Genomic DNA, 15,466 nt, shown 5'->3' with positions numbered 1-15,466 from the left:
AGAGGGACGGGAATGGAACCGACCGAGAGCGCCGCTCCGGACGCATGGCTGCGCCTGCGCCGGGTCACCGGCGCCTGGCGGGACAGCCGGTGGGGGACGCGGCCTCCGGCGCACGAGGGTGCGGAGGGGCGCGCGATCGTCCTGCGCACCCCCGTGGACGGCCCCGCCCACGACCTCGTGGCCGACCTGCCCGGTGCCGAAGCCGAACGTCACCTGTCCTGGCCCGCGCTGCCCGCGGCGGTCGTCGCGGCGGCCGCCTTCGTCCTGGGCGCCGGTTTCTACCGGGCGTTCACCGGCAGCCACGCGCTCTTCCCGTGCGGCACCGTCGGCTGGTCGCTGGCCATCCTGACCGGCATCATCGTCGGCCACCTGGTCATGCTGGGCCGCTCCCGCTGGTGGGGCGGCACCGGATCGGGCGCCGCCCTCACGCTCGCCGTGCTGCTGCTCTACGGCTGGGTCGCGGCCGGCATGGTCAGCCTCACCGTCGTCGTGCTGGTCGGCATAGCCAGGCGCCACCGCTGGCGGCAGGGCGTCCTGCACGGAGCGGTGGACATCCTCGGCATCGGCGCCGGGGCCCTGGTGCTCGCGGCCTTCGGGCGGGTGCCGTCCGTCGAGGCCCCCTGGGACCCCGGCAGCTGGACCCTCTACGCGGCCCCCCAGGTGGTGCTGGTCGCGGCCGCCTACCTCGCGGTGACCCGCACCCTGCTGTGGTACCTGCACTCCGCGCGCAACGCCGGAGTGCCCACCGTCGCCCGCACCGCCCTGGTCAGACAGGGCCTGGTCGTGGTCGCGCTGCTCGGCATAGCCCCCCTGGTCTGCGTGGTCGCCGCCGCCGAACCCGTCCTGCTGCCGCTGTTCTCCATCCCGCTGGTCGCCCTCGACTCCACCCTGTGGATAGCCCGGGCCCGCGCCGAGGAGCAACTGCGCGACCCGCTCACCGGCCTGCCCAACCGTCAGTGGCTGCTGGAACGTATCTGGACGGCCCTGGACGACGCCGAGCGCATAGGCGCCCGCTCCGCCCTCATGCTGATCGACCTGGACCGCTTCCGTTCGGTCAACGACACCCTGGGCCATCTGGCCGGCGACCGGTTGCTGCTCCAGATAGCCGACCGGCTGCGGGTGGCCCTGCCGCGCGGGGCGGAGGCCGCGCGGCTCGGCGGAGACGAGTTCGCCGTGTTACTGCCGGTCGCCGACTCCACCACGTCCGCCACCCGCATCGCCCGCGGCCTGGTCGCCGCCCTCAGCTCCCCGCTCGACCTCGACGGACTCACCCTCGTCCTGGAGGCCAGTGCGGGCGTCGCCGTCTTCCCCGACCACGCCCTCGACGCCGAGGGGATGCTGCGCCGGGCGGACGTCGCCATGTACCAGGCGAAGCGGGACCGCACGGGGGTCGAGGTCTACGAGTCCAAGCGCGACTCGAACACCCCGGACCGGCTCGGCCTGCTGGGTGATCTGCGCCGCGCCCTCGACGCCCACGAGGTCCAGCTGCACTACCAGCCCAAGGTCCGCTTCGACGGACAGGTGGCCGGCCTGGAGGCGCTGGTCCGCTGGGTGCACCCCGAGCGCGGCAAGGTCCCGCCGGACGAGTTCATAGCGATCGCCGAGTCCTCCGGGCTGATGCCGCATCTGACGGAGTACGTCCTGGAGACGGCGCTGGCGCAGGTCGCCCGGTGGCGCGCCGAGGGGCTGTACGTGCCGGTCGCGGTCAACGTCTCCCCGCGCGACGTCCACACGCCCGGCTTCGCGGGCTCCGTCGCCGCCCGTCTCGCCCGGCACGGAGTGCCCGCCGGGGCGCTCCAGCTGGAGATAACGGAACACGTCCTGCTGGAGGACCCGCAGCGGGCCGCCGACACCCTCGCCGCGCTGACCGGTCACGGCGTGAAGATGTCGCTGGACGACTTCGGCACCGGCTACTCCTCGCTGGTGCATCTGCGCCGGCTGCCGGTCAGCGAGCTGAAGATCGACCGCTCGTTCGTGGCCCGGCTGGCCGTGGACCCGGAGGACGCGGAGATCGTCCGCTGCACGGTCGACCTGGCCCATTCCCTGGGCCTGCTGGTCGTCGCCGAGGGTGTCGAGGACGACGAGACCTGGGAACGGCTGCGCGACCTCGGCTGCGACGCCGTGCAGGGCTGGCTGGTCGCCGCCGCGATGCCCCCGGAGGAGACCACGGCCTGGCTGCGGGCACGCGGGTCGCGCGGCTGGCAGCGTCCGGCAGCGGCCCTGCCCGCGGCGGCGTCCGACGACTGACGGTCGGTCCGCCGCCCCTGCTCCCGCCGACCCGCGACCCGCCGACCGCGGCCCGCCGCCCCCGCCGTACGCGGGGCACGTCACACGCAGGGTCCGCCGTACCCGGGGTTCGTTCGCCCCGTCCGGTTCAGGACGTGCCCGCCGTGAAGTGGCCGATCAGCAGGGCCAGCCGGCGGTCGTGGGCGCCCGCGGGGAGCCGCCCGCTGCGCATGAGGGTCACCAGCCCGTGCAGCCCCGCCCAGAACGTCTCCGTGAGCAGGCCCGGGTCGTCGCTGTCGGCCGCGATCGGCAGCACGGCGCTGTACAGCTCCCCGAACGCCTCCTGGAGCTCCGGCGGAGCCTGGGGCGTGGCGAAGGGCAGGTCCACCAGGTGCGTGAACATCGCGTCGTACAGCGCGGGCCGCCGCTGTGCGAAGGAGGTGTACGCCTCGCCCACCGCCGCCAGCGCGCGCCCGGCGTCGTCGCCGGCCGCCGTACGGGCCGTGCGCAGCTCGGCGGCCAGCTCCGCGCACCCCTGCACCGCGACCGCCGCCATGATGGCGCCCTTGTCCTTGAAGTGGCTGTAGAGGACCGGCTGGCTGTACTCGATCTCGGCGGCCAGCCGCCGTGTGGTGACCGCGTCCCAGCCCTCGGCCTCGGCCAGTTCCCGCGCGACCGTGACGATCAGCCGCTCGCGTTCCGCTCGTTCGCGCTCCCGGCGCGTCTGGATCGACATGACCGTGATTCTAGCATCGCTAGCCATTCTGTCGTCGCTCTGCTAGCTTCGCTCTTGTCCCTAGCGCTGCTAGCAAGGAGATCCGGCGTGACCGTCACCGCGTACACCCTGGCTGTTGTGCTCGACCTGTTCGTCCTGTTCATCGGGGCCCGGTTCCTGTTTCAGCCGGGCCCCGCCGCCACCGGCTACGGCGTCCCCGCGGATCCCGCCGGGGACACCGGCGCCTACCTCACGGTCAAGGGATCGAAGGACAGCGTCTTCGGTCTGATGGGACTGGCTCTTCTCGCCTTCGCCGGTGCCCGCGCCGAGGCGTGGTTCATGCTCGTGGTGGCGCTCGTGCCGCTCGCCGACACGCTGATAGTGCTGCGCCACGGCGGCTCGAAGGCAACCGCTTTCGGGATCCACTTCGCCACCGCGGTGGTGGTGCTGATCAGCGCCGGACTGCTCTTCGCGGTCTGAACTCGCCCGTTACGACCAGTTGCGTCCCGTTCTGTTCCGTGGTGATCAACAGGGGGTTTGACCATGTCGATGTTCGTGCCGAAGTTCGATTCGTCCGTGATCGTCCGTGAGGCGGAGGCCGAGAGGATCGGCGACGATCCCGTCGCGGTCCGGCTGCTGGCCGACAGCGGCGCCTCCGGCGGGGCGCTGTCCACCGTGCGGGTCACCCTCGCGCAGGGTGCCGACGGCGCCCGCCCGCACCTGCACCGCAACTCCGCCGAGATGTTCTTCATGCTGGACGGCGTCGCCGAACTGCTCTCCGGCGACGATGTCGTCACCGCCGAACGCGGCGACCTGGTGATCGTCCCGCCGGGCAGGCCCCATGCCTTCGCCGCCGCCCCCGGCAGCGCGGCCGACATCCTCGTCGTGATCACCCCGGGCGTCGAGCGCTTCGGCTACTTCCGCCACCTCCAGCGCATCCGCCTGGGTGAGGTGAGCCCGGAGAGTCTGCTGGAGGTGCAGGAGCTCTACGACAACCACTTCCTGCGCAGCGAGGCCTGGGACGGCCGCCGCTGACGAGGGTCCGGGGGCCGGTCCGGGGTAAACCGTTGCGCGGGCACCGCGCCCGGCCCCCTAGGATTGGGGCCAAACCACTCACTCACCCCAGAGGAACGCTGCATGCCTGGCATCACGCGCGAGGAGGTCGCCCACCTCGCTCGGCTGGCGCGTCTGGAGCTGAAGGGCGAAGAGCTCGACCACTTCGCCGGACAGCTGGACGACATCATCGGCGCGGTGGCCCGCGTCAGCGAGGTCGCCGACCAAGACGTACCGCCGACCTCGCACCCGCTCCCGCTGACGAACGTCATGCGGGCGGACGAGGTCCGTCCGTCGCTCACCCCCGAGCAGGCGCTCTCCGGCGCCCCGGCCCAGGAGCAGCAGCGTTTCAAGGTGCCGCAGATCCTGGGGGAGGACTAAGACCATCATGACGGACATCATCAAGCTCACCGCCGCCGAGACCGCTGAGAAGATCGCCTCCGGCGAGCTCACGGCCGTCGAGGTCACCGAGGCCCACCTCGCCCGGATCGAAGCCGTCGACGAGAAGGTGCACGCCTTCCTGTACGTCGACCGCGAGGGCGCCCTCGCGCAGGCCCGCGCCGTCGACGCCAAGCGCGAGCGCGGCGAGAAGCTCGGCCCGCTGGCCGGCGTCCCGCTCGCGCTGAAGGACATCTTCACCACCGAGGGCATCCCGACGACCGTCGGCTCGAAGATCCTCGAGGGCTGGATCCCGCCGTACGACGCGACCCTCACCAAGCGGCTGAAGGCCGCCGACGTGGTCATCCTCGGCAAGACCAACATGGACGAGTTCGCCATGGGGTCCTCGACCGAGAACAGCGCCTACGGCCCGACCGGCAACCCCTGGGACCTGACCAAGATCCCTGGTGGCTCCGGCGGCGGCTCCAGCGCCGCCCTGGCCTCCTTCCAGGCCCCGCTGGCCATCGGCACCGACACCGGCGGCTCCATCCGCCAGCCGGCCGCCGTCACCGGCACGGTCGGCGTGAAGCCGACCTACGGCGCGGTCTCCCGCTACGGCATGGTCGCCTTCTCGTCCTCCCTCGACCAGGGCGGCCCCTGTGCCCGTACGGTCCTGGACGCGGCGCTGCTGCACGAGGTGATCGCCGGGCACGACCCGCTCGACTCCACCTCCATCGACGCCCCGGTCCCGCCGGTCGTCGAGGCCGCCCGCAACGGCAGCGTGGCCGGCATGCGGGTCGGCGTCGTCAAGCAGTTCCGCGGCGAGGGCTACCAGGCCGGTGTCATCCAGCGCTTCGACGAGTCCGTCGAGCTGCTCAAGGAGCTGGGCGCCGAGATCGTCGAGCTGGACTGCCCGTCCTTCGACCTGGCCCTGTCGGCGTACTACCTGATCGCGCCCTCGGAGTGCTCGTCCAACCTGGCCCGCTTCGACGGCCTGCGCTACGGTCTGCGCACCGGCGACGACGGCACCCGCTCGGCCGAGGACGTCACCTCCCTCACCCGTGAGGCGGGCTTCGGCCCCGAGGTCAAGCGCCGCATCATGCTCGGCACGTACGCCCTGAGCTCCGGCTACTACGACGCGTACTACGGCTCCGCGCAGAAGGTCCGCACGCTCATCACGCGGGACTTCGAGAAGGCGTTCGAGCAGGTCGACGTGATCGTCTCGCCGACCACGCCGACCACCGCCTTCGCGATCGGCGAGCGCGCCGACGACCCGATGGCGATGTACCTCGCGGACCTGTGCACGATCCCGACCAACCTGGCGGGCAACGCGGCCATGTCGCTGCCGTGCGGCCTCGCCCCGGAGGACAACCTCCCGGTCGGGCTCCAGATCATCGCCCCGGCGCTGAAGGACGACCGGCTGTACAAGGTCGGCGCCGCCGTCGAGGCCGCCTTCGTGGAAAGGTGGGGGCATCCGCTGATCGAGGAGGCTCCGTCGCTGTGAGCAAGGCACTGTCCAAGGCCAAGGGCTTCAAGAAGTCGAAGTCCGGCACGTACCTGTCCATGGCCACCACCGCCTTCGGCGCGATGGGTGTCGCCAAGCAGATCAAGAAGGCCCGCGCCGAGCACGACACACTGCGCCTGATCGACGCCACGGTGTCCGCCGTCGCGATCGTCACCGGCCTCGCCATCCTTTACCGCGAGCTGAAGCGGCTGGGCGACGACGACGTCCTGCTGGGCTGAGAGGGAAGTTTCACCGTGACCACCACGACCGACCTGGTGTCGTACGAGGACGCGCTGGCGTCGTACGACCCCGTCATGGGCCTCGAGGTCCATGTGGAACTCGGCACCAAGACCAAGATGTTCTGCGGGTGCTCGACCGAGCTGGGCGCCGAGCCCAACTCGCAGACCTGCCCGACCTGCCTCGGCATGCCCGGCGCGCTCCCGGTCGTCAACGCGATCGGTATCGAGTCGGCCATCAAGATCGGTCTCGCGCTCAACTGCGAGATCGCCGAGTGGTGCCGCTTCGCCCGGAAGAACTACTTCTATCCGGACATGCCGAAGAACTTCCAGACCTCCCAGTACGACGAGCCGATCGCCTTCAACGGCTACCTCGACGTGCAGCTGGAGGACGGCGAGACCTTCCGTGTCCAGATCGAGCGCGCCCACATGGAGGAGGACACCGGCAAGTCCACCCACGTGGGTGGCGCCACCGGCCGTATCCACGGCGCCTCGCACTCCCTGCTCGACTACAACCGCGCGGGCATCCCGCTCATCGAGATCGTCACCAAGCCGATCGAGGGTGCGGGCGAGCGGGCCCCCGAGGTCGCGCGGGCGTACGTCCGTGAGCTGCGCGAGGTCATCAAGGCCCTCGGCGTCTCCGAGGCCCGCATGGAGATGGGCCAGATGCGCTGCGACGTGAACCTGTCGCTGCGCCCGCACGGCCGCGAGAAGTTCGGCACCCGCAGCGAGACCAAGAACGTCAACTCGCTGCGCTCCGTCGAGCGCGCGGCCCGCTTCGAGATCCAGCGGCACGCGGCCGTGCTGAACGGCGGCGGCACGATCATCCAGGAGACCCGGCACTTCCACGAGGACACCGGGTCGACGACCTCGGGCCGCGTGAAGGAGGAGGCCGAGGACTACCGGTACTTCCCGGAGCCGGACCTGGTGCCGGTGGCGCCGTCCCGCGAGTGGGTCGAGGAGATCCGCGCCGGACTGCCCGAGCTGCCGCTGGTGCGCCGCAACCGGCTCCTCGAGGAGTGGGCGATCTCGGCGACCGACATGCAGTCGATCCTCAACGCCGGCGCCCTGGACCTGATCGTCGCGACGATCGACGCCGGGGCCGACGCCGCCTCCGCCCGCAAGTGGTGGATGGGCGAGCTGGCGCGCAGCGCCAACGAGTCCGGCACGGCGCTGGACGAGCTGGCCATCACGCCGGAGCAGGTCGCCCGGGTCACCGAGCTGGTCTCCAAGGGCGACCTGAACGACAAGCTGGCGCGCCAGGTCATCGAGGGCGTCCTCGCGGGCGAGGGCACCCCGGACGAGGTCGTCGACAAGCGCGGTCTGAAGGTCGTCTCCGACGAGGGCGCGCTCACGACCGCCGTCGAGGAGGCCATCGCGGGCAACCCCGGCGTCGCGGACAAGATCCGTGGCGGCAAGGTGGCCGCGGCCGGCGCCCTGGTCGGCGCGGTCATGAAGGCCACGCGCGGTCAGGCCGACGCGGCCCGCGTCAAGGAGCTGATCCTGGAGAAGCTCGGCGTCAGCGAGGGCTGAGTCCCGAATCCGTGAACCCTGGGGGGATGCATCGACACCGATGCATCCCCCCAGGTGCGTGATCGGCCGGCCCGCGGGCCGGCCCGGGATGTGATCTCGGACATGGGCGACCGGGCCGCTCGGACCCTCGGGAAGCGGACGGGTGGTGCAGGAGCTCGGTCGAACCGTCAAAAAATGCACCTGTCCGGGGCGGCGGCGATGTGCCGGGGGCGCCGGGCGGCCGGGGTGCGGGCCGGTGCCGGTCCGCCCCGTGGCCGGAGTTCCCGGCCGGAGCGACTACGCTCGCCCGCCATGAGCGGACCTACTGATTCCACGACGGACACCGAGAGGGACGCCGACATAGCCGAGGCCGGGGTGCGGGACGAGAGCGACCTTCCCGACGGCCCGAAGGCCCCGGAGGGTCCGGACGACCCCGAGGACACGGCGGACTCGGCGGAAGCGGCGGAGTCGGCGGACGCGGAAGGCCCGGCGGAGGCGGAAGGCCCGGCGGAGGCGGAAGGACCGGCGGACGGTCAGGGGGAGCCGGAGAGCCCCGGGGACTCGATCGGCCCGGTCGGCCGGGTCGGCCCGGACGGTCCGGAGGGCCTGGACGACGCCGACGATCCCGACGACCCGGAGGACCACGCCGACGATCCCGACGACCCGGAGGACCACGCCGAGGACGCGCGGCGGGCCCGGTGGACGGCGTCCGTCACCGGCGTCCTGCTGACCCTGATGGGCGTCGCCGCGGCCCTGCTGCGCTGTGTCGGCCCCGCACCGGCCATCGCTCCCGCGGCCTACGCCCTCGGTGCCGCCGTCTGCGCGGCCGCCGCGGTCCTCGGGCACCGCGGACACACCCGGCGCGCGCTGTGGCTGCTGATCGCCGGAGTGATGGTGATGGCCGTCGGCGACCAGGTCGACTGAAGTGGCCGAAGGAGCGGTGGAGATTCCGGCGGCGCACTGTGACTTGTCTCCCAGAAGCCGACGAATCCGACAAACGATCGCTTAAGCCTGTAAGAGTGGCACCGCATCGCCCATGCGTTCTTTGCTGGCTCTTCAGTTCTTCGCAGCTGTTCCCGGTCAAAGATCCATCGACCCCCATTCCGGGAGCACGACTGTGGCAGCTCTTGCACGCTGGTGTGTCCGACACCGCATCCTCGTCGTCGTACTGTGGCTCCTCGCCCTCGGCGGGATGACCGCGGCGGCGTCCGCCGTCGGGTCCGCCTACTCCAACGACTACGAGGTCCCCGGCACCGAGTCGGGCCGCGCCGTGCAGCTGCTCCAGAGCGGCTTCCCCGGCCTGGGCGGAGACAGCGACACGGTCGTCTGGCACACCACCTCCGGCACCGTCCGCGCCGCCGACGTCGAACAGACGATGACCGGCACCCTGGACAAGATCGCGGACCTGCCCGGGGTGGCCTCCGTGGACGGCCCCTACGGCGACCAGGGCGCGAGCAGGATCAGCGCCGACGGGCGGACCGCGTACGCCACCGTCACCTTCGACCGCCCCGTCGAACAGATCACCAAGTCCGATGTGCGGCCCGTGGTCGACGCCGCCGAGTCGGCCCGGAGCGACGGTCTCCAGGTGGAGCTGGGCGGCAGCGCGATCGCACTCACCGAGTCGTCGGGCGGACACGTCTCCGAGATCGTCGGCGTGGTCGTCGCCGGTGTCGTGCTGTTCCTGGCCTTCGGTTCACTGGCCGCCTCGCTGCTGCCCATCGCCACCGCGCTGGTCGGTGTGGGCACCGCCTACGCCGGGATCGAGCTGCTCGGGCACGCCATGACCGTCGCCGACTTCGCCCCCATGCTCGGCATGCTGGTCGGGCTGGGCGTCGGCATCGACTACGCCCTGTTCATCGTCACCCGGCACCGGCGCGGCCTGAAACGCGGCCTGGCGGTCGACGAGTCCGTCGCCAACGCCGTCGCCACCACCGGACGCGCCGTCGTCTTCGCCGGAGCCACCGTCTGTATCGCCCTGCTGGGGATGCTGATCCTGCGGCTGAGCTTCCTCAACGGTGTGGCGATAGCCGCCGCCCTCACCGTGATGCTGACGGTCGCGGCCTCCGTGACCCTGCTGCCCGCCCTGCTGTCCTTCATCGGCCCGCGCTCCCTCAGCCGCCGCGAGCGCCGCCGGCTCCTGGAACTCGGACCCCAGCCGGAGCTGCCGACCGGGTTCGCCGCCCGCTGGTCGGCGTTCGTCGAGCGCCACCCCAAGCTGCTCGGCACTCTCGCCGTCGTCGTCGTGGGCGTCCTCGCGCTGCCCACCTTCTCCCTGCATCTGGGCACCTCCGACCAGGGCAACAACCCGAAGACCGCCACCACCCGCCAGGCCTACGACCTGCTCGCCGAGGGCTTCGGCCCCGGGGTCAACGGTCCCCTCACCCTCGTCACCGGTGTCGGCGGGGCCGAGGACAAGGTCGCCCTCGACAACCTCGACGCCACGCTGCGCAGCACCGAGGGCGTGGCGGCCGTGACGCCGGTCGCCTACGACGCCCAGGGCCGCACCGCCTACCTCACCGTCGTCCCCGAATCCGCGCCGCAGTCCCGCAGCACCAGCGACCTCGTCGACCGGCTGCGCACCGAGGTGCTGCCGCGCGCCGAGAAGGGCACCACCCTGGACGTGAGCGTCGGCGGGGTGAGCGCGGCGTACGACGACTTCGCCGGTGTGATCGTCGGCAAGCTGCCGCTGTTCGTCGGGGTCGTCATCGGGCTCGGCTGCGTCCTGCTGCTGCTCGCCTTCCGCTCGATCGGCATCCCGCTCAAGGCCGCCGCGATGAACGTGGCCGCCGTCGCCGCCGCCTTCGGTGTCGTCGTCGCGGTCTTCCAGTGGGGCTGGGGCAGCGAACTGCTCGGCCTGGGCCGCGCCGGCCCGATCGAGCCCTTCCTGCCCGTGATCATGGTGTCGGTGCTCTTCGGCCTCTCGATGGACTACCAGGTCTTCCTGGTCAGCCGGATGTACGAGGAGTGGCTGGAGACCGGCGACAACCGCCGCGCCGTCCGGGTCGGCCTCGCCGAGACCAGCCGGGTGATCAACTCCGCCGCGGTCATCATGATCTCGGTCTTCCTCGCCTTCGTGCTCAGCGGCGACCGGGTGATCGCCATGTTCGGCATCGCCCTCGCCGCCGCCGTCGCCATCGACGCCTTCGTCCTGCGCACCCTGCTCGTGCCGGCCCTGATGCACATGCTCGGCGGCGCCAACTGGTGGCTGCCCGGCTGGCTCGACCGCAGACTGCCGCGCATCAGCATCGAAGCCCCCGAGTGCCGTGCCGCGCACGAGAGGCTCGCGGCCCTCGCGGGCGTACCGGAGAGCAGCGTCATGGCGGAGACGGACGTAGCGGTGAAGTAGCGGCAGCGCGCGTACCGCTCACAACGATCGTTAAGAGAGCTCTCAGACTCCGTCCGTACGGTGCGGGCCATGGGAACGAAGACACTTGACGAGACCGGTGCCGAGACGGGCGCCGAGGCGACGAACGACGAGGAGAAGCAGGACGTCACCGCGACCGACGTCACCGCGGCCGGGGTGACCGGCGTCGAGGCCGAGGCCGAGGACGCGCAGGACGCGGACGGCGCGGAGGACTCCGACGCCGAGGACGACGAGGACGCCGAGGGTGTCGAGGGTGTCGAGGTGCCGCGGGAGGACGGGGCCTCCGGGGTCGGCCAGGGCGCGGCCGCCGTGGTCTCCGCGGCCCTCGGCCTGGTCTCGCTCACCGGCAGCTGGATCTCCACGGTGGCCGCCGCGCGCGAGACGCTCATCGGCCAGCTCAAGACCTCGTCGTCCGCGAGCGTCGCCACACAGGTCAAGGAGATCTACGGCGACGCCTGGCAGACCACCGCCCTGTGGGGCGGCGTGTTCGCCCTGGCCGCCCTGATCGTCGGTGTCGTGGTGCTCGTCCGGCCCGCGTTCGGCGCCCCCGGCAGGCCGCAGGCGCCGTGGATCAAGTCGGTCGCCTGGGCCGGTATCGCGCTGGGCGTGGTCGGCCTTCTGCTGGCCGTCCTCAAGTACACGGACATCCTGCTCGGACTGCCCTCCGCGAGCTGACCCCCAGGGCCACCACCCCGCAGCCCCCCAGAGGGGCCCCGCGGCGTACGTAAGTGCCTTACGCGCGCCGCGGGGCCCCTTACGCGCGTCTAAGGCCCCGCCGCCCCCGGAAGATGCGGAACTCTCCCGATGTGGCGGACCCCCCTGGCGGACGAAGGTGGAGTCATCGCAGCGAGCGATGGCACGACACCGACACTCACCGCACAGGGGACACACCATGTACGAGTACGAGATCCAGCAGATCCGTTCCGCCGAGCTGATCCGTCGCGCCGACGAGGAGCGGCTGGCCCGCGCGGCCGTCCGTGGCCGCCGCGCCGCCCGCCGGGAGGCCGCGCAACGGCTCCGGAGCGGCGAGTCGCATAGTTACCGGCTCCGGCGGCTGCGGCCGAACCGCGCCGCGTGAACGCGGTCGGGGCCCCGGCGGCCGGACGCCCCCGGGAGCCGGCCGGGGGCGGGGCCGGGGCCCGGACGGAGCGCACGGCCGAGCGGGCCGAGGCGGGAGCGGGCGGCGGGGCCGTGGGCGGGACCGCCCCGGCCCCGTGCTTCCTGCCGTCCGCCCCGGCGCTGTCCTTCCTGCTGTCCGTCCCGGCCCCGTCCTCCCGGTCGTTCGCCCCGGCCCCGTTCCTCCCGTCGTCCGGCCCGGCCCGGACCGAGCTCTGTGCGATGCTCGGGCCCGTGCAGAACAGTTCCGTCAGTCCCGTGTTCGTCGGCCGTGCCGCGGAGCTCGGCACCCTGGACGACGCGCTGGCCCGTGCGGTCGAGGGCGAGCCGCAGGCGCTGTTGATCGGCGGTGAGGCCGGGGTGGGCAAGACCCGGCTCGTCGAGGAGTTCGCGTCCGTCGCCCGCGGCCGGGGCGCCGTCGTCGCCGTCGGCGGCTGTGTCGAGATCGGCGCCGACGGACTGCCCTTCGCGCCGTTCTCCGCCGCCCTGCGCGCGCTGCGCCGGGAACTGCCCGACGCGCTGGCCGCCGCGGCCGCCGGACGGCAGGAGGAGCTGGCCGGGCTCCTGCCGGAGCTGGGCGAGGGTGTCCTCGGCCGCTACGACGAGGAGGGCATGGCCCGCCTCTTCGAACTCACCGCCCGGCTGCTGGAGCGGCTGGCGGCCGACCGCACCGTGGTGCTGGCCCTGGAGGACCTGCACTGGGCCGACGCCTCGACCCGCCACCTTCTCGCCTACCTCTTCCGCACCCTGCGTACCGGCCGGCTCGTCGTCCTCGCCACCTACCGTGCCGACGACATCCACCGCCGGCATCCGCTGCGGCCCCTGCTCGCCGAGCTGGACCGGCAGCGCACGGTCCGCCGGATCGAACTCGCCCGCTTCGACCGGGCGGAGGTGAGCCGCCAGATCGCCGGCATCCTCGCCACCGAACCGGCCCCCGCCCAGGTCGACCACATCTTCGAACGCTCCGACGGCAACGCCTTCTTCGTCGAGGAACTCGCCGTGGCCGCCGACGCGGGCTGTTCCACGGGGCTCACCGACTCGCTGCGCGACCTGCTCCTGGTGCGGGTCGAGAGCCTGCCCGAGTGCGCCCAGAACGTCGCGCGGATCGTCGCCGAGGGCGGTTCCACCGTCGAGTACCGGCTGCTCGCCGTCGTCGCCGGGCTCGGCGAGGACGACCTCATCGAGGCGCTGCGTGCCGCCGTGAACGCCCACATCCTGCTCGTGGCCCCGTCCGGTGACGGTTACCGCTTCCGGCACTCCCTGGTCCGCGAGGCGGTCGGCGACGACCTGCTGCCCGGTGAGCGCTCCCGCCTCAACCGCCGCTACGCCGAGGCCCTGGAAGCCGATCCCACGCTCGTCCCGGCCGACGAACATGTCATGCGCCTGGCGAGCTACTGGTATCACGCCCACGACCCGGCCAAGGCCCTGCCCGCCGTCCTCGAAGCCTCCGCCACGGCCCGCTGCCGGCATGCCTACAGCGAGCAGCTGCGGCTGCTGGAGCGCGCCATGGAGCTGTGGGACGCCGCCCCCGAGGCCGTACGGTCCCGGCTCCGCCCGCTCGACTGCGTACAGGCCTACCCGGCCGACGGCCGCGACGGCACCGATGACGTCGACAGCCGTGGGGACGATGACGGCCGCGGTCCCGCCGCCCTGTGCTTCCTCGACCTGCTGGCCGAGGCGGCCGTCGCGGGCCGGATCTGCGGCGAGCGCGAACGCGCCCTGAAGATCACCAAGCGGGCGCTGCGCCTGCTGGACGAGGAGCGGGACCCTCTGCGCGCCGCCTGGTTCTGGGTCCAGCGCTCCCGGCTGATGCAGGCCCAGGCCCGCGGGGACGGCTGGGCGGAACTGGCCGCCGCCCAGGAGCTCGTACGCGGCCTGCCCCCGTCGCGGGTGCACGCCGAGGTGCTGGGTGCCGTGGCGTCCTGGCTGATGGCGCACACGCCCGGCCCCGAGGCCCTCTCGGCCGCCGAACGGGCCGTGGAGTACGCCCGGATGGTCGGCGCCGACGAGATCGAGCTGAACGACCGTCTCACCCTCGGCGCCCTCATGGTCGACGCCGGGGACATCGAGGCCGGACTCGCCCAGATGCGCGACGTCAGGGAGCGGGCGCTCCGGCTCGGCATCGCCTACGTCGCCGGGCGCGCCCATGTGAACCTGCCCGCGGAGCTGGAGGCCGTCGGCCGGTCCCGGGAAGCCGTCCCGCTTCTTGAGGAAGGGGCCGTCTACACGCGGAAGTTCGGCCTCGTGGACGCCGAGAGCTGGGTGTGGTGCAACCTGGCCGAATCGCTCCATTCGCTGGGCCGCTGGGATGCAGCCTCCGACGCGGCGCGCCAGGCCCTGCGGCTCGGCCGCAACGCGGGACCGCTGGGGGACGCCCCGCTCTGCCTGGCCCAGATCGCCCTGTCGCGGGGAGACCTGCCCGAGGCGGGCCGTCAACTGGCTCTGGCGGCGGCGTACTTCGGTTCCCATGACGTCCTGCCGCAGCAGTCGATCCCGCTGGCCTGGGTCACCGTCGGCCTCGCCGCCGCCGAGGGCCGCATCCTCGACGCGCGCGCCGCGCTCGACCCCGTCCTCGACGCCGGCTTCCCGCCCGGTACCCAGCGCTACGCCTGGCCCCTGCTCCTGACGGCCGCCGCCGCCGAGGCGGACGCCCGCGCCCTGCCCGTCGCGCAGCCGGGCCGCCGACGGACCCTGGAGCGCATCCTGGAGTCCGCGAAGGCCCTCACCACGGCCGCACCCGTGTGGCTCGCCCACGAGCGGTGGGTCCGTGCCGAGGTGCACCTGGCCGAGGGGCGGGCCACCGCCGAGACCTGGTCGGAGGCGGTCACCGCCTTCGAGGAGCTCGAGCGGCCCTACGACCTGGCCCGCATCCGGTACCGGCTCGCCGAGGCGCTGCTCGTCACCGGTGCCGAGCGCCCGGGCGGCACCCCGGCCGGCGACGGCGACGCACGGGCCCGCGCCGCCGAGCTGCTCCGTCTCGCCCACGCAGTCGCCGAGGAGCTCGGCGCCCGCCCGCTGGCCGACGCCGTCACCCGGCTCGCCCGGGGCGCACGTCTGTTCCCGGGCCGCGCCCCGGAGCGGCCGGCCGACCCGGCCGACCCGGCCGAAGCCCTCGGCCTGACCTGCCGGGAGCGTGACGTGCTGCGTCTGGTCTCCGCCGGGCGCACCAATCGGCAGATAGCCGAGGAGCTCTTCATCTCCCCGAAGACGGCCAGCGTCCATGTCTCCAACATCCTGGGCAAGCTCGGGGTCTCGGGCCGGGGAGAGGCGGCGGCGCTGGCGCACCGGGCCGGGCTGTTCCCGGCCGGCCCGCCGCCCTCGGGTCCGCTGCCCTCCGGCCCGCGGACCTGAGCCGTAGGGTG

13 protein-coding genes are annotated in these 15,466 nt (G+C 72.8%); 12 read left to right on the top strand and 1 reads right to left on the bottom strand.

Translation table 11 applies throughout. The features are described from left to right. The first annotated feature begins 12 nt into the window (after nucleotides 1-12). Entirely contained in the window at nucleotides 13-2,247 is a 2,235-nt protein-coding gene (locus ACZ7OY_RS38110) for a putative bifunctional diguanylate cyclase/phosphodiesterase (protein ID WP_472250160.1), read from the top strand. A gap of 127 nt (nucleotides 2,248-2,374) precedes the next feature. Here the strand turns inward: ACZ7OY_RS38110 and ACZ7OY_RS38105 are convergent, their stop codons facing one another. After that, entirely contained in the window at nucleotides 2,375-2,962 is a 588-nt protein-coding gene (locus tag ACZ7OY_RS38105) for a TetR/AcrR family transcriptional regulator (protein WP_472250159.1), read from the bottom strand. 87 nt (nucleotides 2,963-3,049) lie between these two features. Here ACZ7OY_RS38105 and ACZ7OY_RS38100 point away from each other — a divergent pair, with 87 nt between their 5' ends. The 11 genes from ACZ7OY_RS38100 (at nucleotide 3,050) to ACZ7OY_RS38050 (ending at nucleotide 15,455) form a co-directional block, all read left to right on the top strand. Next, nucleotides 3,050-3,421 (top strand): DUF4267 domain-containing protein, encoded by a 372-nt coding sequence (locus ACZ7OY_RS38100; protein WP_472250158.1) that lies wholly within the window; start codon nucleotides 3,050-3,052, stop codon nucleotides 3,419-3,421. 63 nt (nucleotides 3,422-3,484) lie between these two features. Then, a complete protein-coding gene (locus tag ACZ7OY_RS38095; protein ID WP_472250157.1) occupies nucleotides 3,485-3,976 on the top strand; it encodes a cupin domain-containing protein in 492 nt (163 codons plus the stop codon). A 102-nt stretch (nucleotides 3,977-4,078) separates the two neighbouring features. After that, nucleotides 4,079-4,375, top strand: coding sequence for an Asp-tRNA(Asn)/Glu-tRNA(Gln) amidotransferase subunit GatC (gatC, locus tag ACZ7OY_RS38090; RefSeq protein ID WP_015036350.1), 297 nt, complete (start codon nucleotides 4,079-4,081; stop codon nucleotides 4,373-4,375). Nucleotides 4,376-4,382: 7 nt separating this feature from the next. Next, on the top strand, nucleotides 4,383-5,876 hold the full coding sequence (gatA, locus tag ACZ7OY_RS38085; RefSeq protein ID WP_351600686.1) for an Asp-tRNA(Asn)/Glu-tRNA(Gln) amidotransferase subunit GatA: 1,494 nt from the start codon (nucleotides 4,383-4,385) through the stop codon (nucleotides 5,874-5,876). Next, on the top strand, nucleotides 5,873-6,115 hold the full coding sequence (locus ACZ7OY_RS38080) for a hypothetical protein (RefSeq protein WP_351151463.1): 243 nt from the start codon (nucleotides 5,873-5,875) through the stop codon (nucleotides 6,113-6,115). The genes gatA and ACZ7OY_RS38080 overlap by 4 nt, the downstream gene beginning before the upstream one ends. Before the next feature lie 15 nt (nucleotides 6,116-6,130). Beyond that, on the top strand, nucleotides 6,131-7,645 hold the full coding sequence (gene gatB / locus ACZ7OY_RS38075; protein WP_472250156.1) for an Asp-tRNA(Asn)/Glu-tRNA(Gln) amidotransferase subunit GatB: 1,515 nt from the start codon (nucleotides 6,131-6,133) through the stop codon (nucleotides 7,643-7,645). A gap of 291 nt (nucleotides 7,646-7,936) precedes the next feature. After that, nucleotides 7,937-8,548: a hypothetical protein gene (locus tag ACZ7OY_RS38070; RefSeq protein ID WP_472250155.1), complete on the top strand. Its 612-nt coding sequence runs from the start codon at nucleotides 7,937-7,939 to the stop codon at nucleotides 8,546-8,548. 193 nt (nucleotides 8,549-8,741) lie between these two features. Then, entirely contained in the window at nucleotides 8,742-10,970 is a 2,229-nt protein-coding gene (locus ACZ7OY_RS38065; RefSeq protein WP_472250154.1) for an MMPL family transporter, read from the top strand. Nucleotides 10,971-11,039: 69 nt separating this feature from the next. After that, nucleotides 11,040-11,663 carry a hypothetical protein gene (locus ACZ7OY_RS38060; RefSeq protein WP_472250153.1) on the top strand — a complete coding sequence of 208 codons (624 nt, stop codon included), beginning with the start codon at nucleotides 11,040-11,042 and terminating at the stop codon, nucleotides 11,661-11,663. Between the two features lie 217 nt (nucleotides 11,664-11,880). Continuing rightward, nucleotides 11,881-12,066, top strand: coding sequence for a hypothetical protein (locus tag ACZ7OY_RS38055; RefSeq protein ID WP_351600672.1), 186 nt, complete (start codon nucleotides 11,881-11,883; stop codon nucleotides 12,064-12,066). Between the two features lie 260 nt (nucleotides 12,067-12,326). Continuing rightward, nucleotides 12,327-15,455, top strand: coding sequence for a helix-turn-helix transcriptional regulator (locus tag ACZ7OY_RS38050; RefSeq protein WP_472250212.1), 3,129 nt, complete (start codon nucleotides 12,327-12,329; stop codon nucleotides 15,453-15,455). Nucleotides 15,456-15,466 lie beyond the last annotated feature (11 nt).

The organism is Streptomyces sp. NPDC107559, assembly GCF_055657365.1.
Note: the sequence above shows the minus strand (reverse complement) of the source record. Positions and strands in the feature narration are given on the sequence as shown.

What these genes read in the sequence shown, in the direction of transcription:
- ACZ7OY_RS38110 (WP_472250160.1), top strand. Translation starts at nt 13, where the DNA reads ATGGAACCGACCGAGAGCGCCGCTCCGGACGCATGGCTGCGCCTGCGC.
- ACZ7OY_RS38105 (WP_472250159.1), bottom strand. Translation starts at nt 2,962, where the DNA reads ATGTCGATCCAGACGCGCCGGGAGCGCGAACGAGCGGAACGCGAGCGG.
- ACZ7OY_RS38095 (WP_472250157.1), top strand. Translation starts at nt 3,485, where the DNA reads ATGTCGATGTTCGTGCCGAAGTTCGATTCGTCCGTGATCGTCCGTGAG.
- gatC (WP_015036350.1), top strand. Translation starts at nt 4,079, where the DNA reads ATGCCTGGCATCACGCGCGAGGAGGTCGCCCACCTCGCTCGGCTGGCG.
- gatA (WP_351600686.1), top strand. Translation starts at nt 4,383, where the DNA reads ATGACGGACATCATCAAGCTCACCGCCGCCGAGACCGCTGAGAAGATC.
- ACZ7OY_RS38070 (WP_472250155.1), top strand. Translation starts at nt 7,937, where the DNA reads ATGAGCGGACCTACTGATTCCACGACGGACACCGAGAGGGACGCCGAC.
- ACZ7OY_RS38060 (WP_472250153.1), top strand. Translation starts at nt 11,040, where the DNA reads ATGGGAACGAAGACACTTGACGAGACCGGTGCCGAGACGGGCGCCGAG.
- ACZ7OY_RS38055 (WP_351600672.1), top strand. Translation starts at nt 11,881, where the DNA reads ATGTACGAGTACGAGATCCAGCAGATCCGTTCCGCCGAGCTGATCCGT.
- ACZ7OY_RS38050 (WP_472250212.1), top strand. Translation starts at nt 12,327, where the DNA reads ATGCTCGGGCCCGTGCAGAACAGTTCCGTCAGTCCCGTGTTCGTCGGC.